Here is a 20926-nt window from a genome sequence, read left to right on the forward strand (position 1 = left end):
GCAGCCTTGTGCTGCGAAGAGGCCATAGGACCGCACAGTGAATCTTGCTGCTGTCACCGGCCTCTTCGCAGCACAAGGCTGCTCCTACACGCTACGCGGCTCAACCGATCAATCAGGTTTTCTGACAATGGCCTTCACCAGCGACTCACTTGCCGTTTTTCTGGCCGTACTGGAGGCAGGGTCATTTTCCGCAGCAGCGCGCAAGCTGGGCCGCGTGCCTTCGGCCGTGAGCATGGCCATCGCCCAACTGGAAGCCGAGCTGGACCTGGCCCTGTTCGACCGGGCCACGCGCAAAGCCTTGCCAACCAGCGCCGCCTTGGCCCTCGAACCTCAGGCACGGCAGGTGATCTGCCAGCTCAACCTGCTCGACGCCCAGGCCCTGCAGCTGCACAAGGGGCTGGAAAAGCGCTTGACCATCGCCATGGCCCCCGAGCTGCAAACCGGCCGCTGGAGCCAGCCGCTGGAAACCCTCGCGCAAGAATTCCCAAGCCTTGAGATCGAAGTGCGTTCGGCCACGCAAGCCGAAGCGATTCGTTTGCTGCATGACGGCAGCGTGCAGCTGGCGCTGGTTTTCGAACGGCCCGGCATCGATGAACGTGAGTCGTTTCTTGAAGCCGGCAGCCAGTTGCTGGTCGCCGTCGCGTCCCCCCGCCACCCCGCCGGGCGCAACAGCGGCACGCCACTGCCCGAAGAAGCCTTCGCCGAGCAACGGCAAATCATCGTGGCCTCCGGCAAAGCCACCGGCTCCGACCCGCGCATGGTGTTGTCGCGGCGCATCTGGCTGACCGACAGTTATCTGGCTACGCTGGATCTGGTGCAATCCGGCCTGGGGTGGGCCTACCTGCCGCAGCCGCTGGTCGAACCGTTGATTGCCTCGGGCGCCTTGGCCGAGGTGCGCTTCGACAACATGGCCAGCCGCTTACGGCTGTGGGTCGACATCATCTGGGTCAAACCGCGGCCCCTGGGCCTGGGCGCGCGGCGCTACCTGGAAGTTGTACGGCAACTGTTCGAAAAGGAGCCGCCAAGGGCCTGACCACGCGCAATGGCCGTCCGGCCGACAACCCGCGGGCACGCCCGCAAGCGAGGCAAACATGCGTCCTTTGATTAGAGCGTTCTACCTGCTGTCGCTGTTCACCTTCGCCAGCCTCGCCCAGGCGGCCGAAACCCCCAGGCAGATCGTCGACGCCTACATGGCAGCCTGGAACGCCCATGACGCCGAAAAGGCCGCCAGCTACCTGGCCAAGGACGCCGAATACTTCGACGTCACCGTCGGCACCCCGCAAAAGGGCCGCGAAGCCGCACGCGACAACGTGATCAAGGTGTTCGTGGGCGCCGTGCCAGACCTCAAATGGAAGATCAACGGCACGCCGATCGTCGACAAGGACGGCATCGCCTTCCAGTGGACCTTCAGCGGCACCAACACTGGCGCCTGGGACGCGCAAACGCCCGCCACCCACAAAGCGCTGTCGTTCGATGGGGTGAGCTATGTGAAGGTCAAAGACGGCAAGATCATCTACCAAGGGGACTACTACGACGCCCTGGGCTTGCACAAGCAGTTAGGGTGGTAACAGCGGCCGGCATCATCAGGCGGGCGCGACCAACCGGTAACCGACGCCCGCCTCGGTGATGATGAAACGCGGCGCCATGGGGTCATCCCCGAGTTTTTGCCGCAGGTGCCCGACCACGATCCGCAGGTAGTGGGTATCGTCCACATGGGTCGGCCCCCAAATGTCCTTGAGCAACTGCTGCTGGGTAATCACCCGGCCCGGGTGCCCGGCCAGCTGGGCCAGCAACGCATACTCCTTGCGGGTCAGCGCCACCTCGACGCCCTCCAGGGTCACACGGCGGAAGGCAAAGTCCACGGTCAACGGCCCGAAACTGGCCGCCACCTCGCCCCCGCCGGCCTGCGGCACCTGGCGCAGCAAGGCGCGCACCCGCGCCAGAAACTCCTGAATACCAAACGGCTTGGTCACGTAGTCATTCGCGCCGCCGTCCAGCGCATCGACCTTCTGCACCTCACTGGCACGCACCGACAGCACCAGCACCGGCACTGCGCTCCACTCACGCAGTTCGCGCAGCACTTGCTGGCCGTCCATGTCCGGCAGGCCGAGGTCGAGCACCACCAGGTCGGGCTTGCCCAAGGCGGCCTGCGCCAGGCCCTCGCTGCCGGTGGCGGCCTCGATCACCTTGTAGCCCTGGGACGTCAGGCTGATGCGCAAAAACTTGCGGATCTGCGGTTCATCGTCGATGACCAGGAGGGTGGCGGACTGGCTCATGGGGCTTCGCTTTCGGCTTCAGGTTGAGGGGGCAGCGGCAAGCATAAAGTGATGCCGGTGCCCTGGCCATCGATCCCTTCACCCACCAGGATCTGCCCGCCATGGGCGCCGATCATGCCCTGGCAGATCGCCAGGCCCAGGCCAGTGCCCTGCCCGCCCCGGTCACCGCGGGCGGCGGTGTAGAACATGTCGAAAATCTTCTCCCGCTCGGCCACAGGAATGCCTGGGCCCTGGTCGCTGACGGCAATGCGCAGTTGTTCGCCCTGCACCGACACCTGCAGTTCCAGCCGACCCTGGGCCGGCGAGAAGCGTGCAGCGTTCTCCAGCACGTTGACCAAGGCCTGCTCGATCAGCGCCGCATGCACGAACAGCAACGGCAGCTCGGCCGGCACATCGGTGTGCACGCGCAGGGGCGCAAGCACCACCCGCAGGCGGTTCAGCGCACTGCCGACGATGTCTGCGGGGGCCACCCAGTCGCGGGCCAGCTTGAGGCCGCCATGGCCCAACCGGGTCATGTCGAGCAGGTTCTGGATGTAGCGGTCCAGGCGCTCGGCCTCGTTGCGGGTGCCTTCCAGCAACTCGCGGCGGTCGTCCTCGGGGATCGCCTCACCCAGCGCCAGCAAGCTGTCAATGCTGCCGCGCATGGCGGTCAAGGGCGTGCGCAGGTCGTGGGAGACCGAGGCTAACAAGGCACTGCGCAGTTGCTCGGTTTCGCCATGCAGGCGCGCCGCTTCCAGTTGTTCGGCCAGGCGGGCGCGGGCCAGGGCTTGGGCCAGGGGTTGGCCGAGGGCCATGAGCAGGCGCCGGCGCTGGGCGCTGAGCGGGTCGCCAGAGCGCGGGCGCACGCCGAGCAAGGCCAGCGGGTGGTCATCGACCGCTAGCGGCCACCACCACCAGCGGCCATTGGGCAAGGTATCGCTGCCATGGCCAGCCGCCTGCCCGTGCTGCCAGGCCCACTCGGCGGCGGCGCGCTCGTTGTCACTGAGGCCCTGGGCCTCGCCACTGGCCAGGTGCAGCTGGCCTTCGGGGTTACGTTCGAGCAGGCAGACTTGCACATCCTGCCAGCCGTCAAGGTGTTGGCCGGCGGCGTTGAACACCGCTTGGCGGTCGGCGGCAACGGTCAGGCGGCGGGATAAATCAAGCAACTGGCTGGTCTGCGCCTGCGTCTCGCGCAGCGCCTGCAACTGGCGGCGCTGGCGGGCCGCAAGGTTTCCGGTGAGGGCCGCCATCAGCAGGAAGAACACCAAGGTCAGCACGTCTTCCTCGCGCTGGATGCTGAACGAGAAATTGGGCGGGATGAACAGGAAGTCGTAGGTCAGAAACGACAGCGCGGCGCAGGCCAAGGCCGGCCCCAGGCTGCTGCGCACCGCTACCAACAGCACGGCGGCAAGGAACACCAGGGAGATATTGGGCAGCGCCAGCACGCTGGACACGGCCCACGACAAACCGGCCGCCAGCAGTGTGGCAAGCAGGGCCAGCAGGTAGTGGCGCCACACCCATACCCGTTGCACCGCCGCACTGGCCGGGGCCGGCTGGGCATCGCGGTCGAGCACGTTGATCTCCAGGCCGTGGCTTTCGCGCAGCAGCCGCGCCGCTACACCGGCGCCGAAGAAGCGACGGCGCAGGCGATCACGTGACTGCCCCACCAGCACCAGGCTGGCCCGCCGCTCGCCGGCATGCTGGATCAGCGTGCGCGCCACTTCACCGGCGCGCAGCAGCACCACTTCGCCGCCCAGGCGCTCAGCCAGTTGCTGCGCGGCCTGCAGGCGTTGGCGTGCGGCTTCGTCGCGCAGCTTACCGTTGTCGACGTGCACCAGGCTCCAGGGCAAGTGCCGGCGTTGTGCTACGCGGCTGGCGTGGCGCACCAGGCGTTCGGCCTGGTCGTCGCCATCGATGCCCACCAGCAGGCGCCCGCGCAGGGCCGGAGCCTCCTGCCCGCGCTGGCGGTAGCCGTGGGCTAGGTCGGCGTCGACCTGGGCGGCGGCGGTCTGCATGGCCAGCTCGCGCAATGCGGTGAGGTTGGTCTGGGAAAAATAGGCATCGATCGCAGCCCGCGCCTGCTCTGGCACGTACACCTTGCCTTCGCGCAAGCGCTCCAGCAATTCGCGCGGTGGCAAGTCGATCAAGACCAATTCGAACGCTTCCTGCAGCACCCAGTCCGGCAGGGTTTCGCGCACCTGCACGCCGGTGATGTCGCGGACCTTGTCGTTGAGGCTTTCCAGGTGCTGGACGTTGACCGTGGTGTACACGTCGATGCCGGCGGCGAGCAGTTCCTGAACGTCCTGCCAGCGCTTGGCGTGGCGGCTACCGGGGGCGTTGGTGTGGGCCAGTTCGTCGACCAGGGCCAACGCAGGTGCGGCCTTGAGCAGGCCGTCAAGGTCCATTTCCTCAAGGGTGACGCCACGGTACTCGCTGCGCAGCAGGGGCTGCTGGGGCAAGCCGCCAAGCAGCGACTCGGTTTCGGCGCGGCCATGGGTTTCGACGACCCCGGCCAGCAGATGTACGCCCTGGCGTTGCTGGCTGTGGGCGGCTTGCAGCATGGCGTAGGTCTTGCCCACCCCCGGTGCGGCGCCGAGGAACACCTTGAGCCTGCCGCGGCCTTCGCGCGGGAGGTTGGCCAACAGCGCGTCTGCGCGGGCGGAATCACTCATGTTTCATCCTTCGATTGTGCGGCGATCGGTGAATCTGGGCCTGCTCTGCAGGCCTTCGCGGGCAAGCCCGCTCCTACAGGGACCGCGCCACATTCTGCAGCTGCGCTATTACTGTGGGAGCGGGTTTACCCGCGAAGGGCCGCAACGCGGCCCAACTGTCAGCGGCCCAATATCTCCAGGGCCTGGTTCAGCGCCAGTACATTGACCACAGGCGGCCCGATCAATGGGTGGAGGGTGGCCTCTTCCACCAGGGCTTGCAAGCCTTCAACGGGCACCTTGCGGGCCGCTGCCACACGCGCTACCTGATAAGCCACCGCCTCCGGCGGCAAATGCGGGTCCAGGCCACTGCCCGAGGTGGTCAGCAAGGCTTGCGGCACAGGCCCTTGCTCAGCCCGGTACAGCTTCGCGGCCTCGCTGCCTACCCGCTCGGCCAGCGCCGGGTTGCTCGGCGACAGGTTGCTGGCACTGCTGGCAACCGTGGCATAAGCCCCTGCCGAGGGCCGCGAATGGAACCAGCCATCGCCTTGGAAATCCTGGGCGATCAGTGCCGAGCCGCGCACCTCGCCGCGCGCGTCACGCACCAGGCTGCCATTGGCCTGTTCAGGGAAGGCGACCTGGGCAATACCGGTCACCGCCAAGGGGTACAACGCGCCGGTGACCAGCGTCATCAGCAAGGCCAGGCTCAAGGCCGGGCGTATATAAGTGTTCATGGCGGCCTCCTCAGACCAGGTGCAAGGCATTGAGCAGCATGTCGATCAGCTTGATCCCGGCGAACGGCACGATGATCCCGCCCAGCCCGTAGATCAGCAGGTTGCGCCGCAGCAGGTGGGCCGCGCTCGCCGCGTGCACCCGCACACCGCGCAGCGCCAGCGGGATCAACACGATGATGATCAGCGCGTTGAACACGATCGCCGACAAGATCGCGCTCTGCGGGCTGGCCAGGTGCATCAGGTTGAGCACGCCCAGCTGCGGGTAGATGGCCGCGAACAACGCCGGCAGGATGGCGAAGTACTTGGCCACGTCGTTGGCAATCGAGAAGGTGGTCAAGGCGCCACGGGTCACCAGCAGTTCCTTGCCCACCTGGACCACGTCCAGCAGCTTGGTCGGGTCGCTGTCCAGGTCGACCATGTTGGCCGCCTCACGGGCTGCCTGGGTGCCGTCGTTCATGGCCATGCCCACATCGGCCTGGGCCAGCGCCGGGGCGTCGTTGGCGCCGTCGCCGCACATGGCGACCAGGCGGCCGTCGTTTTGCTCCTGACGGATGCGCGCCAGCTTCTTCTCTGGGGTGGCCTCGGCCAGCACGTCATCGACCCCGGCCTCGGCGGCAATGGCAGCGGCCGTCAGCGGGTTGTCACCGGTTACCATCACGGTGCGGATACCCAGCTTGCGCAGCTCGGCAAAGCGCTCGCGAATACCCGGCTTGACCACGTCCTTGAGGTGGATCACCCCAAGCAAGCGCTGGTCGACACACACCAGCAGCGGCGTGCCGCCACTCTGGGCAATGCGCTCGACCTCGCGGGCCAATGCCGGCGGCATTTCCAGCCGTTGCAGGCCAACGAATGCCAGTACCGCATCGACAGCACCCTTGCGGTAGCGGTGCTGCTGGAAGTCGACACCCGACAACCGTGTCTCAGCGCTGAAGGCGATCGGTTCCAGCTGCTGCCCGGAGGGTTCGACGAAGTCGTGCAACTGGCGCAGGTACTCGACGATCGATTTGCCCTCGGCCGTGTCATCGGCCAGCGAGGCGAACAAGGCGCCCTCCCCCAGCTCCTTGGCGGTGACGCCCGGCGCGGCATGCAGCGCGCTGCAGCGGCGGTTGCCGAAGGTGATGGTGCCGGTCTTGTCGAGCATCAGGGTGTGCACGTCGCCCGCAGCTTCCACCGCGCGGCCGGAACGGGCAATGACGTTGAGCCGGACCAGGCGGTCCATGCCGGCAATGCCAATGGCCGACAGCAAGCCGCCGATGGTGGTGGGGATCAACGTCACCAGCAGTGCGGCCAGGAAGATCAACGGCAGGCTACCGCCGGCAAAGTGGGCGAACGGCTGCAGGGTCACGACCACGATCAGGAAGATCAGGGTCAGGCCAATCAGCAGGATATCCAGGGCAATCTCATTGGGCGTTTTCTGCCGTTTGGCCCCTTCGACCAAGGCGATCATTCGGTCCAGGGTCGATTCGCCAGGGTTGCTGGTGATGCGGATCAGCAACCAGTCAGACACTAGCCGCGTGTTGCCGGTGACCGCAGAACGGTCGCCGCCGGACTCGCGGATCACCGGGGCCGACTCACCGGTGATGGCCGCCTCGTTGACCGCCGCGATGCCTTCGATTACCTCACCATCACCCGGGATCAGTTCACCCGCGATCACCTTGACCACATCGCCCTTGCGCAGCGCGGTCGCGGCAACCGTTTCGAATGCGCCAGCGCTGTCGCGACGTTGGGCGTTCAGCCCCTGGCTCCCGGCCTTGAGGCTGTCAGCGCGGGCCTTGCCACGGCCTTCGGCGAGGGCTTCGGCAAAGTTGGCGAACAGCACGGTAAACCACAGCCACAGGGCAATTTGCACCGCCACTGTTGTGCTCACGCCACTGCCGGGGGCAAAACACAACACAGTGGTCAGCGCGGCAGTCAGCGCCACCACCAGCATCACCGGCGAGCGCTTGAGCTGCCGAGGGTCCAGTTTAACGAAGGCCTGGATCAGGGCCGGGCGCCAGAGCGCGGCGAAGCGGGTCTGGTCCTTGGCGCTGTGGGGGGCTTTTACTTCAGGAATGGGCATGTTCATGGTGGTTCCTCAGAAGCCCAGGCTCAGGTGTTCGGCAATTGGCCCGAGGGCCAAGGTCGGCAGGAAGGTCAGGCCACCCACCAGCAGGATGGTCACCAGCAACAGGCCGGTGAACAGCGGGCCGTGGGTGGGGAAGCTGTTCAGCCCCTGGGGTGCGCTCTTTTTCGCCGCCAGGCTGCCGGCCAAGGCCAATATCGGCAGGATGTAGCCGAAGCGGCCGACCAGCATGGCCAGGCCGATCATCAGGTTGTGGTACACCGTGTTGGCGCCAAAACCGGCAAAGGCCGAACCGTTGTTGGCGGTGCCGGAGGTGTAGGCGTACAGCAGTTGGCTAAAGCCATGGGCACCGGGGTTGCTCACCGCCGCCGCCGGGCCCGGCAGGCTGGCGGCGATGGCGCCCAGCACCAGCACGCCGACCGGCATCACCAGCAAGGTCGCCACCAACAGTTGCACCTCACGCGCCTGCAGCTTCTTGCCCAGGTACTCCGGGGTACGGCCAATCATCAGGCCGGCCAGGAACACGGCGATCAGCACGAACAACAGCATGCCGTAGAGCCCCGCACCGACGCCGCCGAAGATCACCTCGCCGACCATCATGTTGACCATCGCAACCATGCCGGTCAGCGGGTTGAGGCTGTCGTGCATGGCATTGACCGAGCCATTGGAGGCTGCCGTAGTGGTCACTGTCCACAACACCGAACCGGTGGTGCCGAAGCGGCTTTCCTTGCCTTCCAGCGGCGCGCTTTGCTGCACCTGCGCGCTCTGCAAGGCCGGGTTGGGCTGGTATTCGGACCATAACGCGGTAGCGCCACCCATGAGGAACAGGCTCAGCATGCAGGCAAGAATCGCCCGGCTCTGGCGCAGGTCTTTCACGTAATGGCCGAAGGTGAACACCAGCGCCGCCGGGATGAGAATGATCGACGCCACCTCGAACAGGTTGCTCCACGCCGTGGGGTTTTCGAACGGGTGTGCCGCGTTGACGCCGAAGAAGCCGCCGCCGTTGGTGCCCAACTGCTTGATGGCGATCTGGCTAGCCGCCGGGCCGAGGGGGATGGTCTGGTCAGTGCCTTGCAGGGTCAGTGCGTGCGCATAGTCGGCAAAGGTCTGCGGCACACCCTGCCACACCAGCAGCAGCGCCAGCACCAGGCACAGGGGCAACAGCCCATAGAGCGTGGCCCGGGTCATGTCGACCCAGAAGTTGCCCAGGGTGGCGGCCGAACGGCGGGCAATGCCGCGGCACAGGGCCACAAGTACTGCCAGGCCAGTGGCAGCACTGACGAAGTTCTGCACTGTCAGGCCCAGCATCTGGCTCAGGTAGCTGACCGATGACTCGCCGCTGTAAGCCTGCCAGTTGGTGTTGGTGACGAAGCTTACGGCGGTGTTGAACGCCAGCGACCACTCCTGCCCGGGCAATTGCTGTGGGTTGAGCGGCAAGTAGCCCTGCAACAGCAGCACGACAAACAACAGCAGGAAGCCGGCCAGGTTGAAGGCCAGCAACGCCAGGGTGTATTGCTTCCAGTTCTGCTCCTGGTCGGCGCGTACGCCTGCCAGTCGATAGCAGGCCTGCTCTACCGGGCTCAACACCGGTGACAGCCAGGTGCGTTGGCCTTCCATCACCTTGTAGTAGAACCGCCCAAGCCAAGGTGCCGGTAGCAGCACGATGGCGAAAAACGCCAGTAACAAGGCAAAGTCGTAACTGTGCATGGCCACTCCCTAGCTGCGATCGGCGCGCAGCAGCGCCATCAGCAGGTAAATCGCCAATGCCACTGCCAGCAGCAGTGACAGCCCGTCGAGCATGTTCATGTGTGGAGCTCCCCGTGGTGCGGCGCTTGGGCCGCTTTGGGGAAATTGTCCGAGGGAGGGGCGTAAAGGGGCGAGATCGAGGGATGGATCAACGCATAAAGAATGTGTAAAAACGCGCCCCGTTCGAAGGCGCTACGGTGTTTGCTGCCCGGCGTTGCGGCTCCAGTCCAACAACAGGCTATACCCCACCGCCAGCAAAGTCGGCCCGATGAACAGGCCAATGAAGCCAAAGGCGATCAACCCGCCGAACACACCCAGCAGCACGATGACCAGCGGCAGGTTGCCGCCACGGCTGATCAGGTAGGGCTTGAGCACGTTGTCCACGCCACTGATGACGAAGGTGCCCCAGATACCCAGGAACACCGCCATGCCGTACTCCCCTTTCCACGCCAACCAGGCCGTCGCGGGGATCCACGCCAGGGGTGGCCCCATGGGGATCAGGCTAAGCATGAAGGTCACCAGGCCCAGCACGATGGCCCCGGGGACGCCGGCAATCAGGAAGCCGATCAGCGCAAGCAAGGCCTGGGCCGCTGCCGTGCCGATGACGCCGTTGACCACGCGTTGCACGGTGCCCGCCACCAGGTCCAGGTAGTACTCGGCGCGGTCACCGGTCAAGCGCTGCAACAGGCGCAGCACGAACGCCGACAGGCGCGGGCCGTCACGGTAGAAGAAGAACACGAAGACCAGGCTCAAGCTCAGTTCGAGCATGCCGCTGCCAATCTGCGCACTGCGCGCCAGCAACCAGTTGCCCACTTGGCCCAGGTAAGGCTTGATCGAAGCGATCAAGGCCGCACCTTGCTGGTCGAGCGATTGCCACCAATTGACCATGCGCTCACCCACCAGGGGAATGCTGCCCAGCCAGGCCGGCGCCTCGGGCAGGCCATCCACCTGCACATCACGGACAAACGCCGTGGCATCACGAATGTGATCCGCCAGGTTGAAACCCAGCCATACCAGCGGCAACGCCACGATAAGGATCCAGGCCGCCGTCAGCAGGCTGGCGGCCAACGTTTCGCGCCCGCCCAGCGCACGCGTCAGCAAGCGCATCAGCGGCCAGCTGGCAAAGGCCAAAATGGCGCCCCACAGCAGCGCCGAAATGAACGGTGCCATGACCCACAACGCAGCGCCGAGCAGCGTCAACAGGACGATCTGGATCAGCAGGCGGTCATTATTGGCCATGGCGGTGCTCGTTCAACGGATCAGTTCCAGGTGCAGGCCATCGGTAGGGGCGTTGCCGACCTCGAGCCGGTTGCTGCGCACGCCCGCCTTGACCAGTTGCTCACGCCACGCTTCGGCCTCTTTGCCGCTGAGGCTGGCGCGCAAGGTGCTGTCCAGGTTGAGGCTACGCCCCAACAACGCCACCCAGGCAGGTTGCGGCGTGCTCAGGTCAGGGTAGTCGAGCTTGCCGGTGTCGCGCATTTCGCGCAGCACCGTGGCGGCCGTGGGCAGCAGCTCACCCAGCGGGCTGGCAGCAACGAACTCTTCCACGTGCAGGTAGGCGCGGCGGTTGCCGCGGGTGACGCTGTACAACGCCACCAGTGTGTCGGCCTCTTCTGCAGAACGGCGCAGGAGGATGAACGCCTGCTGCTCGTCACCGCCATTGAGCCGTGCATTGGCGAATACATCATTGGCCCAAAGGCTGGCTTCGCCGCAGTCGCGGCCCTGGCACCAGAACAATGGGTAACCACCGTCGTGTTGCAGTGCTTCGCGGGCGCTGGTGAACGCTTCGCGGGCCGTGCGCTCCACCGGCAGTTCATAGGTGACCGAGCTGACCTGGCCACGGCTCTCGACCTTGTCGTCGACCCGCAGGCGGCCGCTGATCTTGCGCAAAGGCCCCATGGGGTACACGCGCTCCTGCTCCACTGCAGGGCGTTGGTCGACCACTTTGGCATCCACGGGAACGGGCAGGCTACCTGCCCACAGCAAGGGGCTGGCGAGCACGAAGCAGGCAGCGAGGGTAGTACGGAGGGTTACGGGCGCGCTCATCGGCAGCCCAGTCGGCGCGGGGCGCCGAAGCTAAGGTCCAGCGTGTCTGGCATGTGCATGGTTGTCTCCCTGTTCAACCCGCCAAGCCTCGGCACTTGTCCGGTGCAAGTCAAGCAAAGCCAAAGAAGCGATTGAAACAGTCTGCGACAAGGGCCGCGCCCTGCTCATCGTTCAGGTGCAGGTGATGCCCCCCAGGCAGCGTCACCTGTTCAAAGGGTAGCTGCTCCAGCAACTCCGTGTGGCGCGCCAGCATGCCGTCGGCGGCCACCACCAGGCAGGCCGGGCAACTCACCCGCCTGACAAAGGCCATCGCTTGCGCGTGGCTCAGGCGAACAGGGGACGGCAAGGTCAGGCGGCTGTCGCTGCGCCAGCTGTACCCCCCCGCTACTGGCATCAGCCCACGTTGGGCCAACAGTTCGGCTGCCTCGCAGCTGACGGCGACCATACCCTTCATGCGCGCCTGCACGCCCTGCTCCAACGCCGGGTAGACGGATTTACGTTTGCCATCCAGGCGCAGCTGCGCCTGCAATGCCATGCCCAGGCGTTCACCGGCGTCCTGTTCGGCCCCGGTGGGCGGAATGACGCCATCGATCAGCGCCAGGTGGCTGATCCGCTCCGGCAAGGCGCCCGCCAGTTGCACCGAGATGATCGCCCCCAGTGAATGGCCCAGCAAGGCAAAGCGCTGCCAACCCAACTGCTCGGCCACCCGCAACACATCGTGGGCGTAGTCGGCCAGGGCGTAACTGGCGCCAGGCGGGCGATGCTCCGAGTAACCATGGCCCGCCAGGTCCAGGGCGACGATGCGCAGGCCCTGCAGCCGCGGCGCCAGCAGGGCGAAGCTGTTGGCGTTGTCCAGCCAGCCGTGCAGGGCAATCACCGGCAGCCCATCCTCAGGGCCGAACAGGTGCGCAGCCAGTTCGATATGGCCCAGGCTCAGGCGGATTTCCTCCATGTGCGCGCTCATTCGTGGCTCCAACGGTCGAACAGGCCTTTGATCAGGCTGGCGGTGTCGGTCGGGCGTTCCAGGGGGAACATGTGCCCGCCCGGCACGCTGTGGTACTCGCCTTTGGCCATGCCGCGCACGGCCAGCGTGTGGTGCCGGCGGATCACGTTGCTGCGCTCGCCGCGCACCATCGCCAGTGGTACCTGCAGTTGCCGGGCAGGCGCTGGGCTGGCATGGGGGATGCTGCGGTAGATACTGATCTCGGTAGCCGGGTCGAAACGCAGGCGCAGCCCTTCTTGCGCGGGCTCCAAGCCATGCTCCAGGTAGGCTTCCAGGCAGTCGGGGTCAAAGTGGCGGAACAAGCGTTTGCTGGCGAAATAGTCCCGTGCGCTGTCGCGATCGGCAAACGCCTCGCGCCGCCCCAAAGTGCGGCCGGCCGGGGTGATGCGGTCGATAAAGCCAAAACGCTTGGCAGTGCGCAGCAGCCATTGATCGGCGCGGGTCAGCACCGGCGAGTCCAGCATCACCACCCCGCGGTAATACTCAGGGCAACGCAAGGCGGCATGCAAGTGCAGTACCCCGCCCAACGAATGGCCAACCCCCCAGACCGGCGCATCCTGCTGCGCCAGGTGGTGCAGCAATTCATCGACCAGGTTCTGCCAGTTTTCATTCACCGGGAAGCGCGGGTCGTGGGCATGCTGGGGCAGGTGGTGAACGTGATAGTCCGGCGCCAGGGCAGCGAACAGCTTGCCGTAGGTGGCAGACGGGAAACCATTGGCGTGGGCAAAGAAGATGTGCTGCGACATGGCGCCTGGTCCGGACGGTGGGAGGATGGCCCATTGTCGGCATCGCGGGGCCGCTCGGCAATGTCCGGAAAGGTCATCGGCGAGGGCTATCAGGTCATCGGGTACGCACAAAACTGGCCAGCGAACGCTGCAGGCAGGCCTGCATATAGGCCAGCTGGCTCTCGAGCACTTCACGCGCCAGGCACTGGTCCTCATAGTCGAGCTGCAATCGGCGCAGCGCCAGGCAACTGGTCTGCAGCAAACGGGACACCCGCAGGCAGGCTTCCTGCAGCTCGCCCAGGTCGTCTTTAGCATCGCCCACCTTGCCCATCAGGTGATAAAGCTTGGCGTCGGCCGAGTCGCGCAACACGCTGTACCGGGCAAAGTCCAGCACCACGCCTTCCTGCACTTTGTCTACTGTGGGTTGCAAGTCCAGTGAACGTAACAGCGCTTGCATATCACCCTTCATCAACTGCTCCCTGCCTGGCCACTCATTCGATGTGGCGCCACGCTAGCAAGCGGTCGAGTGAAGCGGCAACTGGCAGAAATGCCAGTTGCCAAGAGGCGTCAGGCTGGCGAACTGATTGCGCGCAAGGTCATCAGGCCTGCCAACGGCCACTCCCCTTCCAGCTCCGCCAGGCTGGCGGTGCTCATGGGCGCCGGTTGCTGTACATGGCCATGCTCCAGGGCACAGACCAAGGCCCCCACCAGCGGTTGGTGGCTAACCAACAGCACGTGCTCCAGGCCGAGCTTTTCGATTTCACCGATCACCTGCTGCACATTGCTGTCCGGCGTCAGCCAGGCCGCGGTGCGCACTGGCGCGGGGAAATCCAAGGTGTCATGCACCAGCGCTGCCGTTTGCTGGGCACGGACATAAGGGCTGGCGATGATGGCCTGCAACGGCTGCCCAAGCAGGCGCGCGGCACTGTGCAGCACCTGCTCGCGGCCATGGCTGGTCAGGCGGCGTTCGGCGTCGCTGTTGGCCCGAGGCTCTGCCTCACCGTGGCGCAGCACCCACAGCTTCACAGCTTGGGCTCTTCGTCACGCACCGGGTGCGGCGCGGGTGCCACAGCATGGGGCGCCTCACCTTCCGGGGCCCGCGGGGCTGGCCAGTCGGCGAATGGCCAAGGCTTCTGGTCGCTGTGAAAGCTGCCGAAGCGGCCGATCTGCGCCAGGTACTGGCTGAGGCTATCGCCGAAGTTCATCAGGCTGGCGCTGGGGGCACCGTAGACCAGGCGGTAGATCAGTTGTACCAGCACCAGGCCGCCCAGCAGCAGCTCGGCCAATTGCCAGACCACCAGGAACACCAACATCCACAGCACCCGCAGGATGATCGACTCGCGCTGGGCGCGTTCGGGCGTATCGTTCATGTGTCGCTCCTTGTTCCGGTCGAAGCCGCTGACGGCTTAATTAAAACCACTGATGGAAATGAAATCGACGTCGGTCTTGGGTTCGGCGCGCATCAGGTGCTCGATCACCTGGTTCAAGGTACGGCCCTCGAACAGGATGGCGTGCAGGCCCGCCACCAGCGGCATGTACACCTGAACTTCCTGCGCCTTGGCCTTGAGCACCTTGAGGGTGTTCACCCCTTCGGCCACTTCGCCCAGCCGATTGACGGCCTGCTCAAGGCTCAGGCCTTGGCCCAGGGCGTGGCCGACCTGATAGTTGCGGCTCTTGGGCGAGGAACACGTAACGATCAGGTCACCGACACCGGCCAGGCCCAGGAAAGTCATGGGGTTGGCACCCTGGCTCACGGCGAAGCGAGTCATCTCGGCCAGGGCACGGGTAATCAGCATGCTCTTGGTGTTCTCGCCCATGCCCAGGGCCACGGCCATGCCGGCAATAATGGCGTAGACGTTTTTCAGTGCCCCGCCCAGCTCGACCCCGAAGCGGTCGGCACTTGCGTAGACGCGGAAGGTACGCCCGTGCAATACGGCCTGCACCTGTTGGCAGAGTTGTTCATCTTCGCTGGCGACCACGGTGGCGGTCAGCGCATGTTCGGCGATTTCACGGGCCAGGTTTGGCCCCGACAGGACGCCGATGCGGGCTTGAGGTGCGATTTCTTCGATGATCTGGCTCATCAGCTTGAAGCTCTGCGCCTCAATGCCCTTGGTCAGGCTGACCAGGCCCTTGCCGCGCAACAACTCGGCATGGGGCGCCAGCACGCTGCGCAAGGCGCTCGACGGCAAGGCGACGAACACCAGGTCGCAGGCCTGCAAGGTGGCCAGCAGGTCGTTGACCGGCTCTACGCCGTCGTGCAGGCGAATGCCTTTGAGGTAGCGTGGGTTCTCGCGGTTGACACGCATGGCCTCGGCCTGCTCGGGGTCGCGCATCCATTGGCGCACCGGCACACCGTTTTCCGCCAGCAGGTTCGCCACGGCGGTGCCGAAGCTGCCGCCTCCCAGAACTGCAACAGGCTGCTGTTCAGTCATATCTAATCCGTTAAAGCCAAAAGTTAAGTGGCGACGCTGCATTATACGGTGCGTATTCGACAGGGCCAGTGCCAGCGCCTACGAAAGGGCCGGCAAGGAAACCCAGATCACTGGCAAAAGCCCTGCGGTCGGTTAACATGCCTGTTTCATCCCTGAAACAAGGTCGTACCGTGTTCCCAGGCACGCCTCCTTACCCGCGTCTTCTGCTTCTGACTGCCCTGCTCGGCGGCCCGGCCATGGCCGACGATCTGTTCATCGACAACACCGACCTGCCGCAGGTTCTGACCGCCACCCGGCTCAAACAATCCCCGGCGGCGGTCCCTGGCAGCATGACCGTGCTCGACAGTGAGCTGATCCGCGCCAGCGGCGCCCGCGATATCCCCGAACTGCTGCGCCTGGTGCCGGGCATGATGATCGGCTACGGCGCCGGCAACCAGCCGACGGTCAACTACCATGGCAGCAACGTCAACGACGCGCGGCGCATGCAGGTGCTGATCGATGGCCGCTCGGTGTACCGCGCGGGCCTGGCGACGGTGGACTGGAGCGACATCCCCCTGGCCATGGAAGACATCGAGCGCATCGAGGTGTTCCGCGGCCCCAACACGGTCAGCTATGGCGCCAACGCCTTGATGGCCGTGGTCAACATCCTCACCCGCAACCCGGCCGACAGCCATGGCACGCGCCTCAAGGTCACCCGCGGCGAGGATGGCATCAACGATTTCTACGCCAGCCATGGTTTTGGCTGGGACGGCGGCGACATGCGCCTGTCGGTGTCCGGCCAGCAAGACGATGGCTTCGATCAGGACCAGTACGGCCAGGACTACCGTGACAGCCGCCGCCTCACCCGCTTCAACCTCAGCGCCAGCCACACCCTGGCCCCCGACCAGACCCTGGAATGGCAACTGGCGGCCAAGGAAGGCAGCAACCAGCGCCCCTATACCTACCAGCCGGTGTTCCCCTACGTCACCGAGCGCGGCGACAACACCGACGCCAACGCCAAGGATTACGCGGGTTCGGTACGCTGGAACATCGACTTCAACCCCGAGCACAGCCTGTACGTCCAGGGTTCGGCCCAGCACTTCGACCGCCAGCAAGTCTGGCGCGCCTGCGATGCGGCGCTGTCGTTCAGCCCAGAGCTGACCCGCCTGTGGCAGTTGAACCCGAATTTTGCCGAGCTGGTGGCGCGCGGCGCAAACGCTCCACCGCGCAGCAGCAACCCCGAAGAACAGGCGCTGGTCGATGCCATCAAGGACCAGTGGAACAACCAAGGTGGCCGCGATGTGGTCTGCGGCGATGTCGACCAGAGCACCCGCGAAACCCGCTACGACCTGGAAATCCAGGACACCCTGAGCCTGACCGACAGCCTGCGCCTGCTCAGCGGCATGAACTACCGCTATGATCGTGCCGACTCGCAGACGTACTTCAATGGCAGCCTCGTCGACCAGACCTGGCGCCTGTTCGGCCAGCTGGAATGGCGGGCCGACGAACACTGGATCATCCAGGGCGGGGCGATGTTCGAAGACGCGCGCCTGTCTGGCAGTTCGCTGACCCCACGGGTGGCGGTCAACTACCTGATCACCCCGCGCCATGGCCTGCGTGCGGTCTATTCCGAAGCGGTTCGCTCCCCCGACATGTTCGAGAACAACGTCAACTGGAGCTACACGGTCAAAAACCTCAACCCCAGTGCGTTTGGCCAGCCGCACGGTGAGTATTTCGTCAAGACCCGCGGCCCGGGCGACCTCGAGCAAGAGCGCATGCGCTCGCGCGAGCTGGGCTACAACGGCTATTTCAGCGACATCGACCTGAGCATGGATGTGAAGCTGTTCTACGACGAGATCACCGGGATGATCAGCGAGCCTTTGAAGAACAACCAGTACATCGCCAGCAACAGCAACAAGGCGCGCTTCACCGGCAGCGAGGCGCAACTGGACTGGCGCCCCACCCTGCGTGACCGCCTGCGCGTGACCTACGCCTACGTCGACGCCTGGGCCAGCAACCCCGACGACCGCCGCCTCAGCGCCCGCAACAGCGGCTCGGCGGGCTGGATGCGCGAGTGGGGCGACGGCTGGTCGAGTGCGCTGTTCTATTACGGTGACGATGCCCTCAACCAGTACCGCTACGAGCGCCTGGACCTGCGCCTGGCCAAGCGCTTCCGGGTACAGGGCAGCAACCTTGAGCTGGCGGCGCTGTGGCAACAACGCCTGGACGATGAGCCCACGACTGCGCTGCAAAACCGCTACGACAGCCGCCACCGCCTGAGTGTCAGCGCGGAGCTGGAGTTCTGATGGCCCGCTTGCTGCGCGTGCTGCTGCTTTGCCTGTGGCCCCTGGGGCCGCTGTCCGCCGGTGAAATCTTGCTGGTCGGTGGCGAGGATCAGCCCGGCATTCGCAGCTTCGTCGCCGCATTCGAAAGCCATCGCCCGCATGACCGGGTGCGTTTCCAAACCACTGCCGACTTGCCCCGCCCAAGCCAGCTCAAGGGCGATCAACGCCTGGTGCTGCTTGACAGCGCCGCGCTGGATTGGCGCCTGAGTGAAAACGCCGGGCCACCAGCATTGGCCATGCGGGTCAGCCGAGTACAGGCTGAACAGCGCCTGGGAAAGTCGCGCCCCCCCTTCCTTACACTGCTGTGGAGCGACCCGCCCCTGGCCCGGCAACTGCGCCTGGCGCGCTACCTGCTGCCACAGGCGCAACGCATCGGTGTGCTTTACGGTAGGCAAAGTGCCTTTTTGCTTGATGAACTGCGCCATGCCGCCCGCCCGCTGGGCCTGGAGATCATTGCCCAGGACTGGCCCGACCAACGTGACAGCCGGCCCCTGCAACAGCTGTTAGGCAACAGCGATGTGCTGCTGGGCCTCGACGACCCCGCCCTGTACAACCCCAAGACGGCGAAAAACCTGCTGCTCAGCAGCTACGGCCGGCAAATGGCGTTGATTGGCCCAAATGCCGGCTTCGTTCGCGCAGGCGCCCTGGCCAGCACCTACAGCGACCAGGACGACTGGCTGGCCGTGCTCGACCATTTGCTCGACCAGCCACCCGCGCGCTGGCCGCGAAGCCTTTACCCGGCGCGCTACGGCGTCAGTGGCAACCAGCAGGTGGCACGCGCCCTGGGCCTTGAACCGATCGACCCGAACGCCGCTGCCAAGGCCCTGGCCGAAGGAGAATCCAACCCATGAGCAGACGCCTGAGCTGGGACATCCACACCCGCACCCAGATCATCAGCCTTGGCCCGGCCCTGCTGCTGACCTTGCTGCTGATCAGCTTCTTTACCTTCGTGCGTATCCAGGACTTGCGCCAGGAACTCAACCACACCGGCCAACTGATCGCCAACCAGCTGGCGCCCGCCTCCGAATACGGGGTTATCTCGGGCAACAACGAGGTGCTCGAAGGGCTGATGCGCGCCACCCTGAGCATTCCGCACGTGCGCTTTCTCGAGGTGCAGGACAGCCGCAACCACATCCTGGTCTACGTCGAGCAGTCCGACGAAAGCGCCAACCGGGCGCAGCAAGTGGAAGTGTTCCAGGCGCCAATCCGCCTTCAGCAAATCCGCCTGGACACCGACTTCCTGCAGCCCGGCAACACCTCCACGCCGGCCATTGGCGACGACTACCTGGGGCGGGTGATCGTCGGCATGTCCGATGACGCCTTCAGCCAGCGCCAGCAGGAAATCGTCATCAAGGCGGGCATCCTGGCCTTGTTCGCCCTGCTGTTCACCTTCCTGCTGGCCCGCCGCCTGGCCATGAGCCTGGCCAAGCCGATCAGCGACATGGGTCACGCGGTCAAGGCCATTCAGCAAGGCGAGTACAACACGCCCCTGCCCGTGGTGGATGACAGTGAACTGGGCCATCTGGCGCACCACATCAACAACCTGGCCAACGCCCTGGAGCAAGCCAGTGACGAGCAGAAGCGCGCTATCGCCCAGTTGACCCAGGCGCGCGAGGAAGCCGAACAGGCCAACCGGGCCAAGTCGGACTTCCTGGCGATGATGAGCCATGAGCTGCGCACCCCCATGAATGGTGTACTCGGCATGCTGCAATTGCTCGAAACCACACCGCTGACCAGCGAGCAGGCTGAGTACACCGCCGTTGCCAGCGAGTCCACCGGGCACCTGCTCAAGGTCATCAACGACATTCTCGATTTCTCGCGCATCGAACGCACCGCACTGGAGCTGGAGCGCATCGACTTCAACCTCGGCGAGCTGATCGCCAGCAGTGTCCAGTCGTTCCAGCACAGTGCCCAGCAACGTGGCCTTGGCTTGCACCTGAACATGCCGACGGGCATCGAGCACCTGAACGTGAACGGCGACCCCACGCGTATTCGGCAGATTCTGCTGAACCTTGTCGGCAATGCCCTGAAATTTACCGAGCAGGGCCAGGTGCAGGTCGAAGCGCGCTGCCAGGTGCTGGACCGCCAACTGCTGTGGTTCACCTGCAGCGTGCGCGACACCGGTATCGGCATCGACAGCGACCGCCTGGAAATGATGTTCGTGGCCTTCCAGCAGGCCGACAGCTCGATTTCCCGGCGCTATGGCGGCACGGGCCTGGGCCTGTCGATCGCACGTACGCTGGCCGAACGCATGGGCGGCAAGCTGCGCGGTGAGAGCCGCGAAGGCCTGGGCTCGACCTTTACCCTGGAAATGCCCTTGGCCCTGGCCGCACCGGCCCAGGCGCCACTGCCCGGGGCGGTGCGTGAACAGCGCCCGCTTACCGGCAGCGAGCGGGTGCTGCTGGTGGAGGACAACCCGGTCAACCAGAACGTCATCGAAGCCATGCTGCGCAGCCTGGGGCTTGAGGTGAGCGTGGCGGCAGACGGTATCCAGGCGGTCGAACAGGTCAGCCAGCAACCGTTCGCCGCCATTCTGATGGACTGCCGGTTGCCGAACCTGGATGGCTATGAAGCCACCCAGCGCATCCGCCTGCTGCCAAACGGCATCCACGTGCCGATCATCGCCTTGACCGCTAACGCCTTGCAGGGCGACCGTGAGCGTTGCATGGCCGCGGGCATGGACGACTACCTGAGCAAACCCTTGCGCCGCACCGAGCTGCAGCGGGCGCTGCAACGCTGGTTACCCGGTCAGACAACCGCGACTGGCGATAAATGCTAAAGTGCGGCAGTCTTAAGGACTGGACAGGACGTTCTTCGGACCTGAAAATAGACGTTTCAGTGAACACCTGTACTTCTTTCGCCAGGTGCACTGTGACTTTCACCACAACGCAATAGTCTACCTGTAGGCTGCCGCCCCGGAGTCATCGCTTTTCGGGCCGGCCGGGAAGATT

At 65.2% G+C, this 20926-nt stretch carries 19 protein-coding genes; 5 read left to right on the forward strand and 14 right to left on the reverse strand.

From position 1 onward, the window contains the following. Positions 1 to 127 precede the first annotated feature (127 nt). A complete protein-coding gene (locus D886_RS0105010) occupies positions 128 to 1033 on the forward strand; it encodes a LysR family transcriptional regulator (RefSeq protein ID WP_027592843.1) in 906 nt (301 codons plus the stop codon). Between the two features lie 58 nt (positions 1034 to 1091). Next, a complete protein-coding gene (locus D886_RS0105015; protein WP_027592844.1) occupies positions 1092 to 1568 on the forward strand; it encodes an ester cyclase in 477 nt (158 codons plus the stop codon). Positions 1569 to 1583: 15 nt separating this feature from the next. On the opposite strand, the gene D886_RS0105020 is transcribed toward D886_RS0105015, so the two are convergent. The 14 genes from D886_RS0105020 to D886_RS0105085 all read right to left on the reverse strand — a co-directional run bounded on the left by D886_RS0105020 (position 1584) and on the right by D886_RS0105085 (position 15651). Beyond that, a complete protein-coding gene (locus D886_RS0105020; protein WP_027592845.1) occupies positions 1584 to 2276 on the reverse strand; it encodes a response regulator in 693 nt (230 codons plus the stop codon). Further along, a complete protein-coding gene (locus tag D886_RS0105025; protein WP_027592846.1) occupies positions 2273 to 4927 on the reverse strand; it encodes a sensor histidine kinase KdpD in 2655 nt (884 codons plus the stop codon). Before D886_RS0105025 ends, D886_RS0105020 begins: the two co-directional genes overlap by 4 nt. Positions 4928 to 5085: 158 nt before the next feature. Beyond that, positions 5086 to 5637: a potassium-transporting ATPase subunit KdpC gene (kdpC, locus tag D886_RS0105030; RefSeq protein WP_027592847.1), complete on the reverse strand. Its 552-nt coding sequence runs from the start codon at positions 5635 to 5637 to the stop codon at positions 5086 to 5088. Between the two features lie 10 nt (positions 5638 to 5647). Continuing rightward, on the reverse strand, positions 5648 to 7702 hold the full coding sequence (gene kdpB / locus D886_RS0105035) for a potassium-transporting ATPase subunit KdpB (RefSeq protein WP_027592848.1): 2055 nt from the start codon (positions 7700 to 7702) through the stop codon (positions 5648 to 5650). Positions 7703 to 7711: 9 nt separating this feature from the next. Next, the gene (gene kdpA, locus D886_RS0105040; protein WP_027592849.1) at positions 7712 to 9406 is read right to left on the reverse strand and encodes a potassium-transporting ATPase subunit KdpA; all 1695 of its coding nucleotides are present in this window, start codon (positions 9404 to 9406) and stop codon (positions 7712 to 7714) included. Positions 9407 to 9415: 9 nt separating this feature from the next. Next, positions 9416 to 9505, reverse strand: a complete 90-nt coding sequence (gene kdpF / locus D886_RS26765; protein WP_033693985.1) for a K(+)-transporting ATPase subunit F — start codon at positions 9503 to 9505, stop codon at positions 9416 to 9418. Positions 9506 to 9637: 132 nt separating this feature from the next. Then, entirely contained in the window at positions 9638 to 10684 is a 1047-nt protein-coding gene (locus D886_RS0105050) for an AI-2E family transporter (RefSeq protein ID WP_027592850.1), read from the reverse strand. 12 nt (positions 10685 to 10696) lie between these two features. After that, a complete protein-coding gene (locus D886_RS0105055; protein ID WP_027592851.1) occupies positions 10697 to 11491 on the reverse strand; it encodes a DUF4892 domain-containing protein in 795 nt (264 codons plus the stop codon). Positions 11492 to 11600: 109 nt separating this feature from the next. Next, positions 11601 to 12455 (reverse strand): alpha/beta fold hydrolase, encoded by an 855-nt coding sequence (locus D886_RS0105060; RefSeq protein WP_027592852.1) that lies wholly within the window; start codon positions 12453 to 12455, stop codon positions 11601 to 11603. Then, positions 12452 to 13240, reverse strand: a complete 789-nt coding sequence (locus tag D886_RS0105065) for an alpha/beta fold hydrolase (RefSeq protein WP_027592853.1) — start codon at positions 13238 to 13240, stop codon at positions 12452 to 12454. The genes D886_RS0105060 and D886_RS0105065 overlap by 4 nt, the downstream gene beginning before the upstream one ends. Positions 13241 to 13334: 94 nt before the next feature. Next, on the reverse strand, positions 13335 to 13676 hold the full coding sequence (locus D886_RS0105070) for a hypothetical protein (protein ID WP_027592854.1): 342 nt from the start codon (positions 13674 to 13676) through the stop codon (positions 13335 to 13337). Between the two features lie 110 nt (positions 13677 to 13786). Then, entirely contained in the window at positions 13787 to 14245 is a 459-nt protein-coding gene (sixA, locus tag D886_RS0105075) for a phosphohistidine phosphatase SixA (protein ID WP_027592855.1), read from the reverse strand. Beyond that, positions 14242 to 14589: a DUF4389 domain-containing protein gene (locus D886_RS0105080; protein ID WP_027592856.1), complete on the reverse strand. Its 348-nt coding sequence runs from the start codon at positions 14587 to 14589 to the stop codon at positions 14242 to 14244. The genes sixA and D886_RS0105080 overlap by 4 nt, the downstream gene beginning before the upstream one ends. 36 nt (positions 14590 to 14625) lie before the next feature. Next, the gene (locus D886_RS0105085; RefSeq protein ID WP_027592857.1) at positions 14626 to 15651 is read right to left on the reverse strand and encodes an NAD(P)H-dependent glycerol-3-phosphate dehydrogenase; all 1026 of its coding nucleotides are present in this window, start codon (positions 15649 to 15651) and stop codon (positions 14626 to 14628) included. 137 nt (positions 15652 to 15788) lie between these two features. On the opposite strand from D886_RS0105085, the gene D886_RS0105090 reads away from it, so the two are divergent. The 3 genes from D886_RS0105090 to D886_RS0105100 are packed head-to-tail and all read left to right on the forward strand — an operon-like array spanning position 15789 to position 20754. After that, positions 15789 to 17936, forward strand: coding sequence for a TonB-dependent siderophore receptor (locus tag D886_RS0105090; RefSeq protein WP_172960343.1), 2148 nt, complete (start codon positions 15789 to 15791; stop codon positions 17934 to 17936). Further along, positions 17936 to 18826, forward strand: a complete 891-nt coding sequence (locus D886_RS0105095) for an ABC transporter substrate-binding protein (RefSeq protein ID WP_027592859.1) — start codon at positions 17936 to 17938, stop codon at positions 18824 to 18826. The genes D886_RS0105090 and D886_RS0105095 overlap by 1 nt, the downstream gene beginning before the upstream one ends. Next, positions 18823 to 20754, forward strand: a complete 1932-nt coding sequence (locus D886_RS0105100) for an ATP-binding protein (protein ID WP_027592860.1) — start codon at positions 18823 to 18825, stop codon at positions 20752 to 20754. The genes D886_RS0105095 and D886_RS0105100 overlap by 4 nt, the downstream gene beginning before the upstream one ends. Positions 20755 to 20926: the final 172 nt, after the last annotated feature.

It is taken from the genome of Pseudomonas sp. LAIL14HWK12:I7 (assembly GCF_000483465.1).
Taxonomy (GTDB): domain Bacteria; phylum Pseudomonadota; class Gammaproteobacteria; order Pseudomonadales; family Pseudomonadaceae; genus Aquipseudomonas; species Aquipseudomonas kermanshahensis.

Excerpts from the sequence above, each read along its gene's own strand:
- D886_RS0105055 (WP_027592851.1), bottom strand. The coding sequence starts at position 11,491 with ATGAGCGCGCCCGTAACCCTCCGTACTACCCTCGCTGCCTGCTTCGTG.
- D886_RS0105080 (WP_027592856.1), bottom strand. The coding sequence starts at position 14,589 with ATGAACGATACGCCCGAACGCGCCCAGCGCGAGTCGATCATCCTGCGG.
- D886_RS0105050 (WP_027592850.1), bottom strand. The coding sequence starts at position 10,684 with ATGGCCAATAATGACCGCCTGCTGATCCAGATCGTCCTGTTGACGCTG.
- D886_RS0105065 (WP_027592853.1), bottom strand. The coding sequence starts at position 13,240 with ATGTCGCAGCACATCTTCTTTGCCCACGCCAATGGTTTCCCGTCTGCC.
- D886_RS0105090 (WP_172960343.1), top strand. The coding sequence starts at position 15,789 with ATGCCTGTTTCATCCCTGAAACAAGGTCGTACCGTGTTCCCAGGCACG.
- kdpC (WP_027592847.1), bottom strand. The coding sequence starts at position 5,637 with ATGAACACTTATATACGCCCGGCCTTGAGCCTGGCCTTGCTGATGACG.
- D886_RS0105070 (WP_027592854.1), bottom strand. The coding sequence starts at position 13,676 with ATGCAAGCGCTGTTACGTTCACTGGACTTGCAACCCACAGTAGACAAA.
- kdpA (WP_027592849.1), bottom strand. The coding sequence starts at position 9,406 with ATGCACAGTTACGACTTTGCCTTGTTACTGGCGTTTTTCGCCATCGTG.
- D886_RS0105060 (WP_027592852.1), bottom strand. The coding sequence starts at position 12,455 with ATGAGCGCGCACATGGAGGAAATCCGCCTGAGCCTGGGCCATATCGAA.
- kdpB (WP_027592848.1), bottom strand. The coding sequence starts at position 7,702 with ATGAACATGCCCATTCCTGAAGTAAAAGCCCCCCACAGCGCCAAGGAC.
- kdpF (WP_033693985.1), bottom strand. The coding sequence starts at position 9,505 with ATGAACATGCTCGACGGGCTGTCACTGCTGCTGGCAGTGGCATTGGCG.
- D886_RS0105085 (WP_027592857.1), bottom strand. The coding sequence starts at position 15,651 with ATGACTGAACAGCAGCCTGTTGCAGTTCTGGGAGGCGGCAGCTTCGGC.
- D886_RS0105015 (WP_027592844.1), top strand. The coding sequence starts at position 1,092 with ATGCGTCCTTTGATTAGAGCGTTCTACCTGCTGTCGCTGTTCACCTTC.
- D886_RS0105020 (WP_027592845.1), bottom strand. The coding sequence starts at position 2,276 with ATGAGCCAGTCCGCCACCCTCCTGGTCATCGACGATGAACCGCAGATC.
- D886_RS0105025 (WP_027592846.1), bottom strand. The coding sequence starts at position 4,927 with ATGAGTGATTCCGCCCGCGCAGACGCGCTGTTGGCCAACCTCCCGCGC.
- D886_RS0105095 (WP_027592859.1), top strand. The coding sequence starts at position 17,936 with ATGGCCCGCTTGCTGCGCGTGCTGCTGCTTTGCCTGTGGCCCCTGGGG.
- D886_RS0105010 (WP_027592843.1), top strand. The coding sequence starts at position 128 with ATGGCCTTCACCAGCGACTCACTTGCCGTTTTTCTGGCCGTACTGGAG.
- D886_RS0105100 (WP_027592860.1), top strand. The coding sequence starts at position 18,823 with ATGAGCAGACGCCTGAGCTGGGACATCCACACCCGCACCCAGATCATC.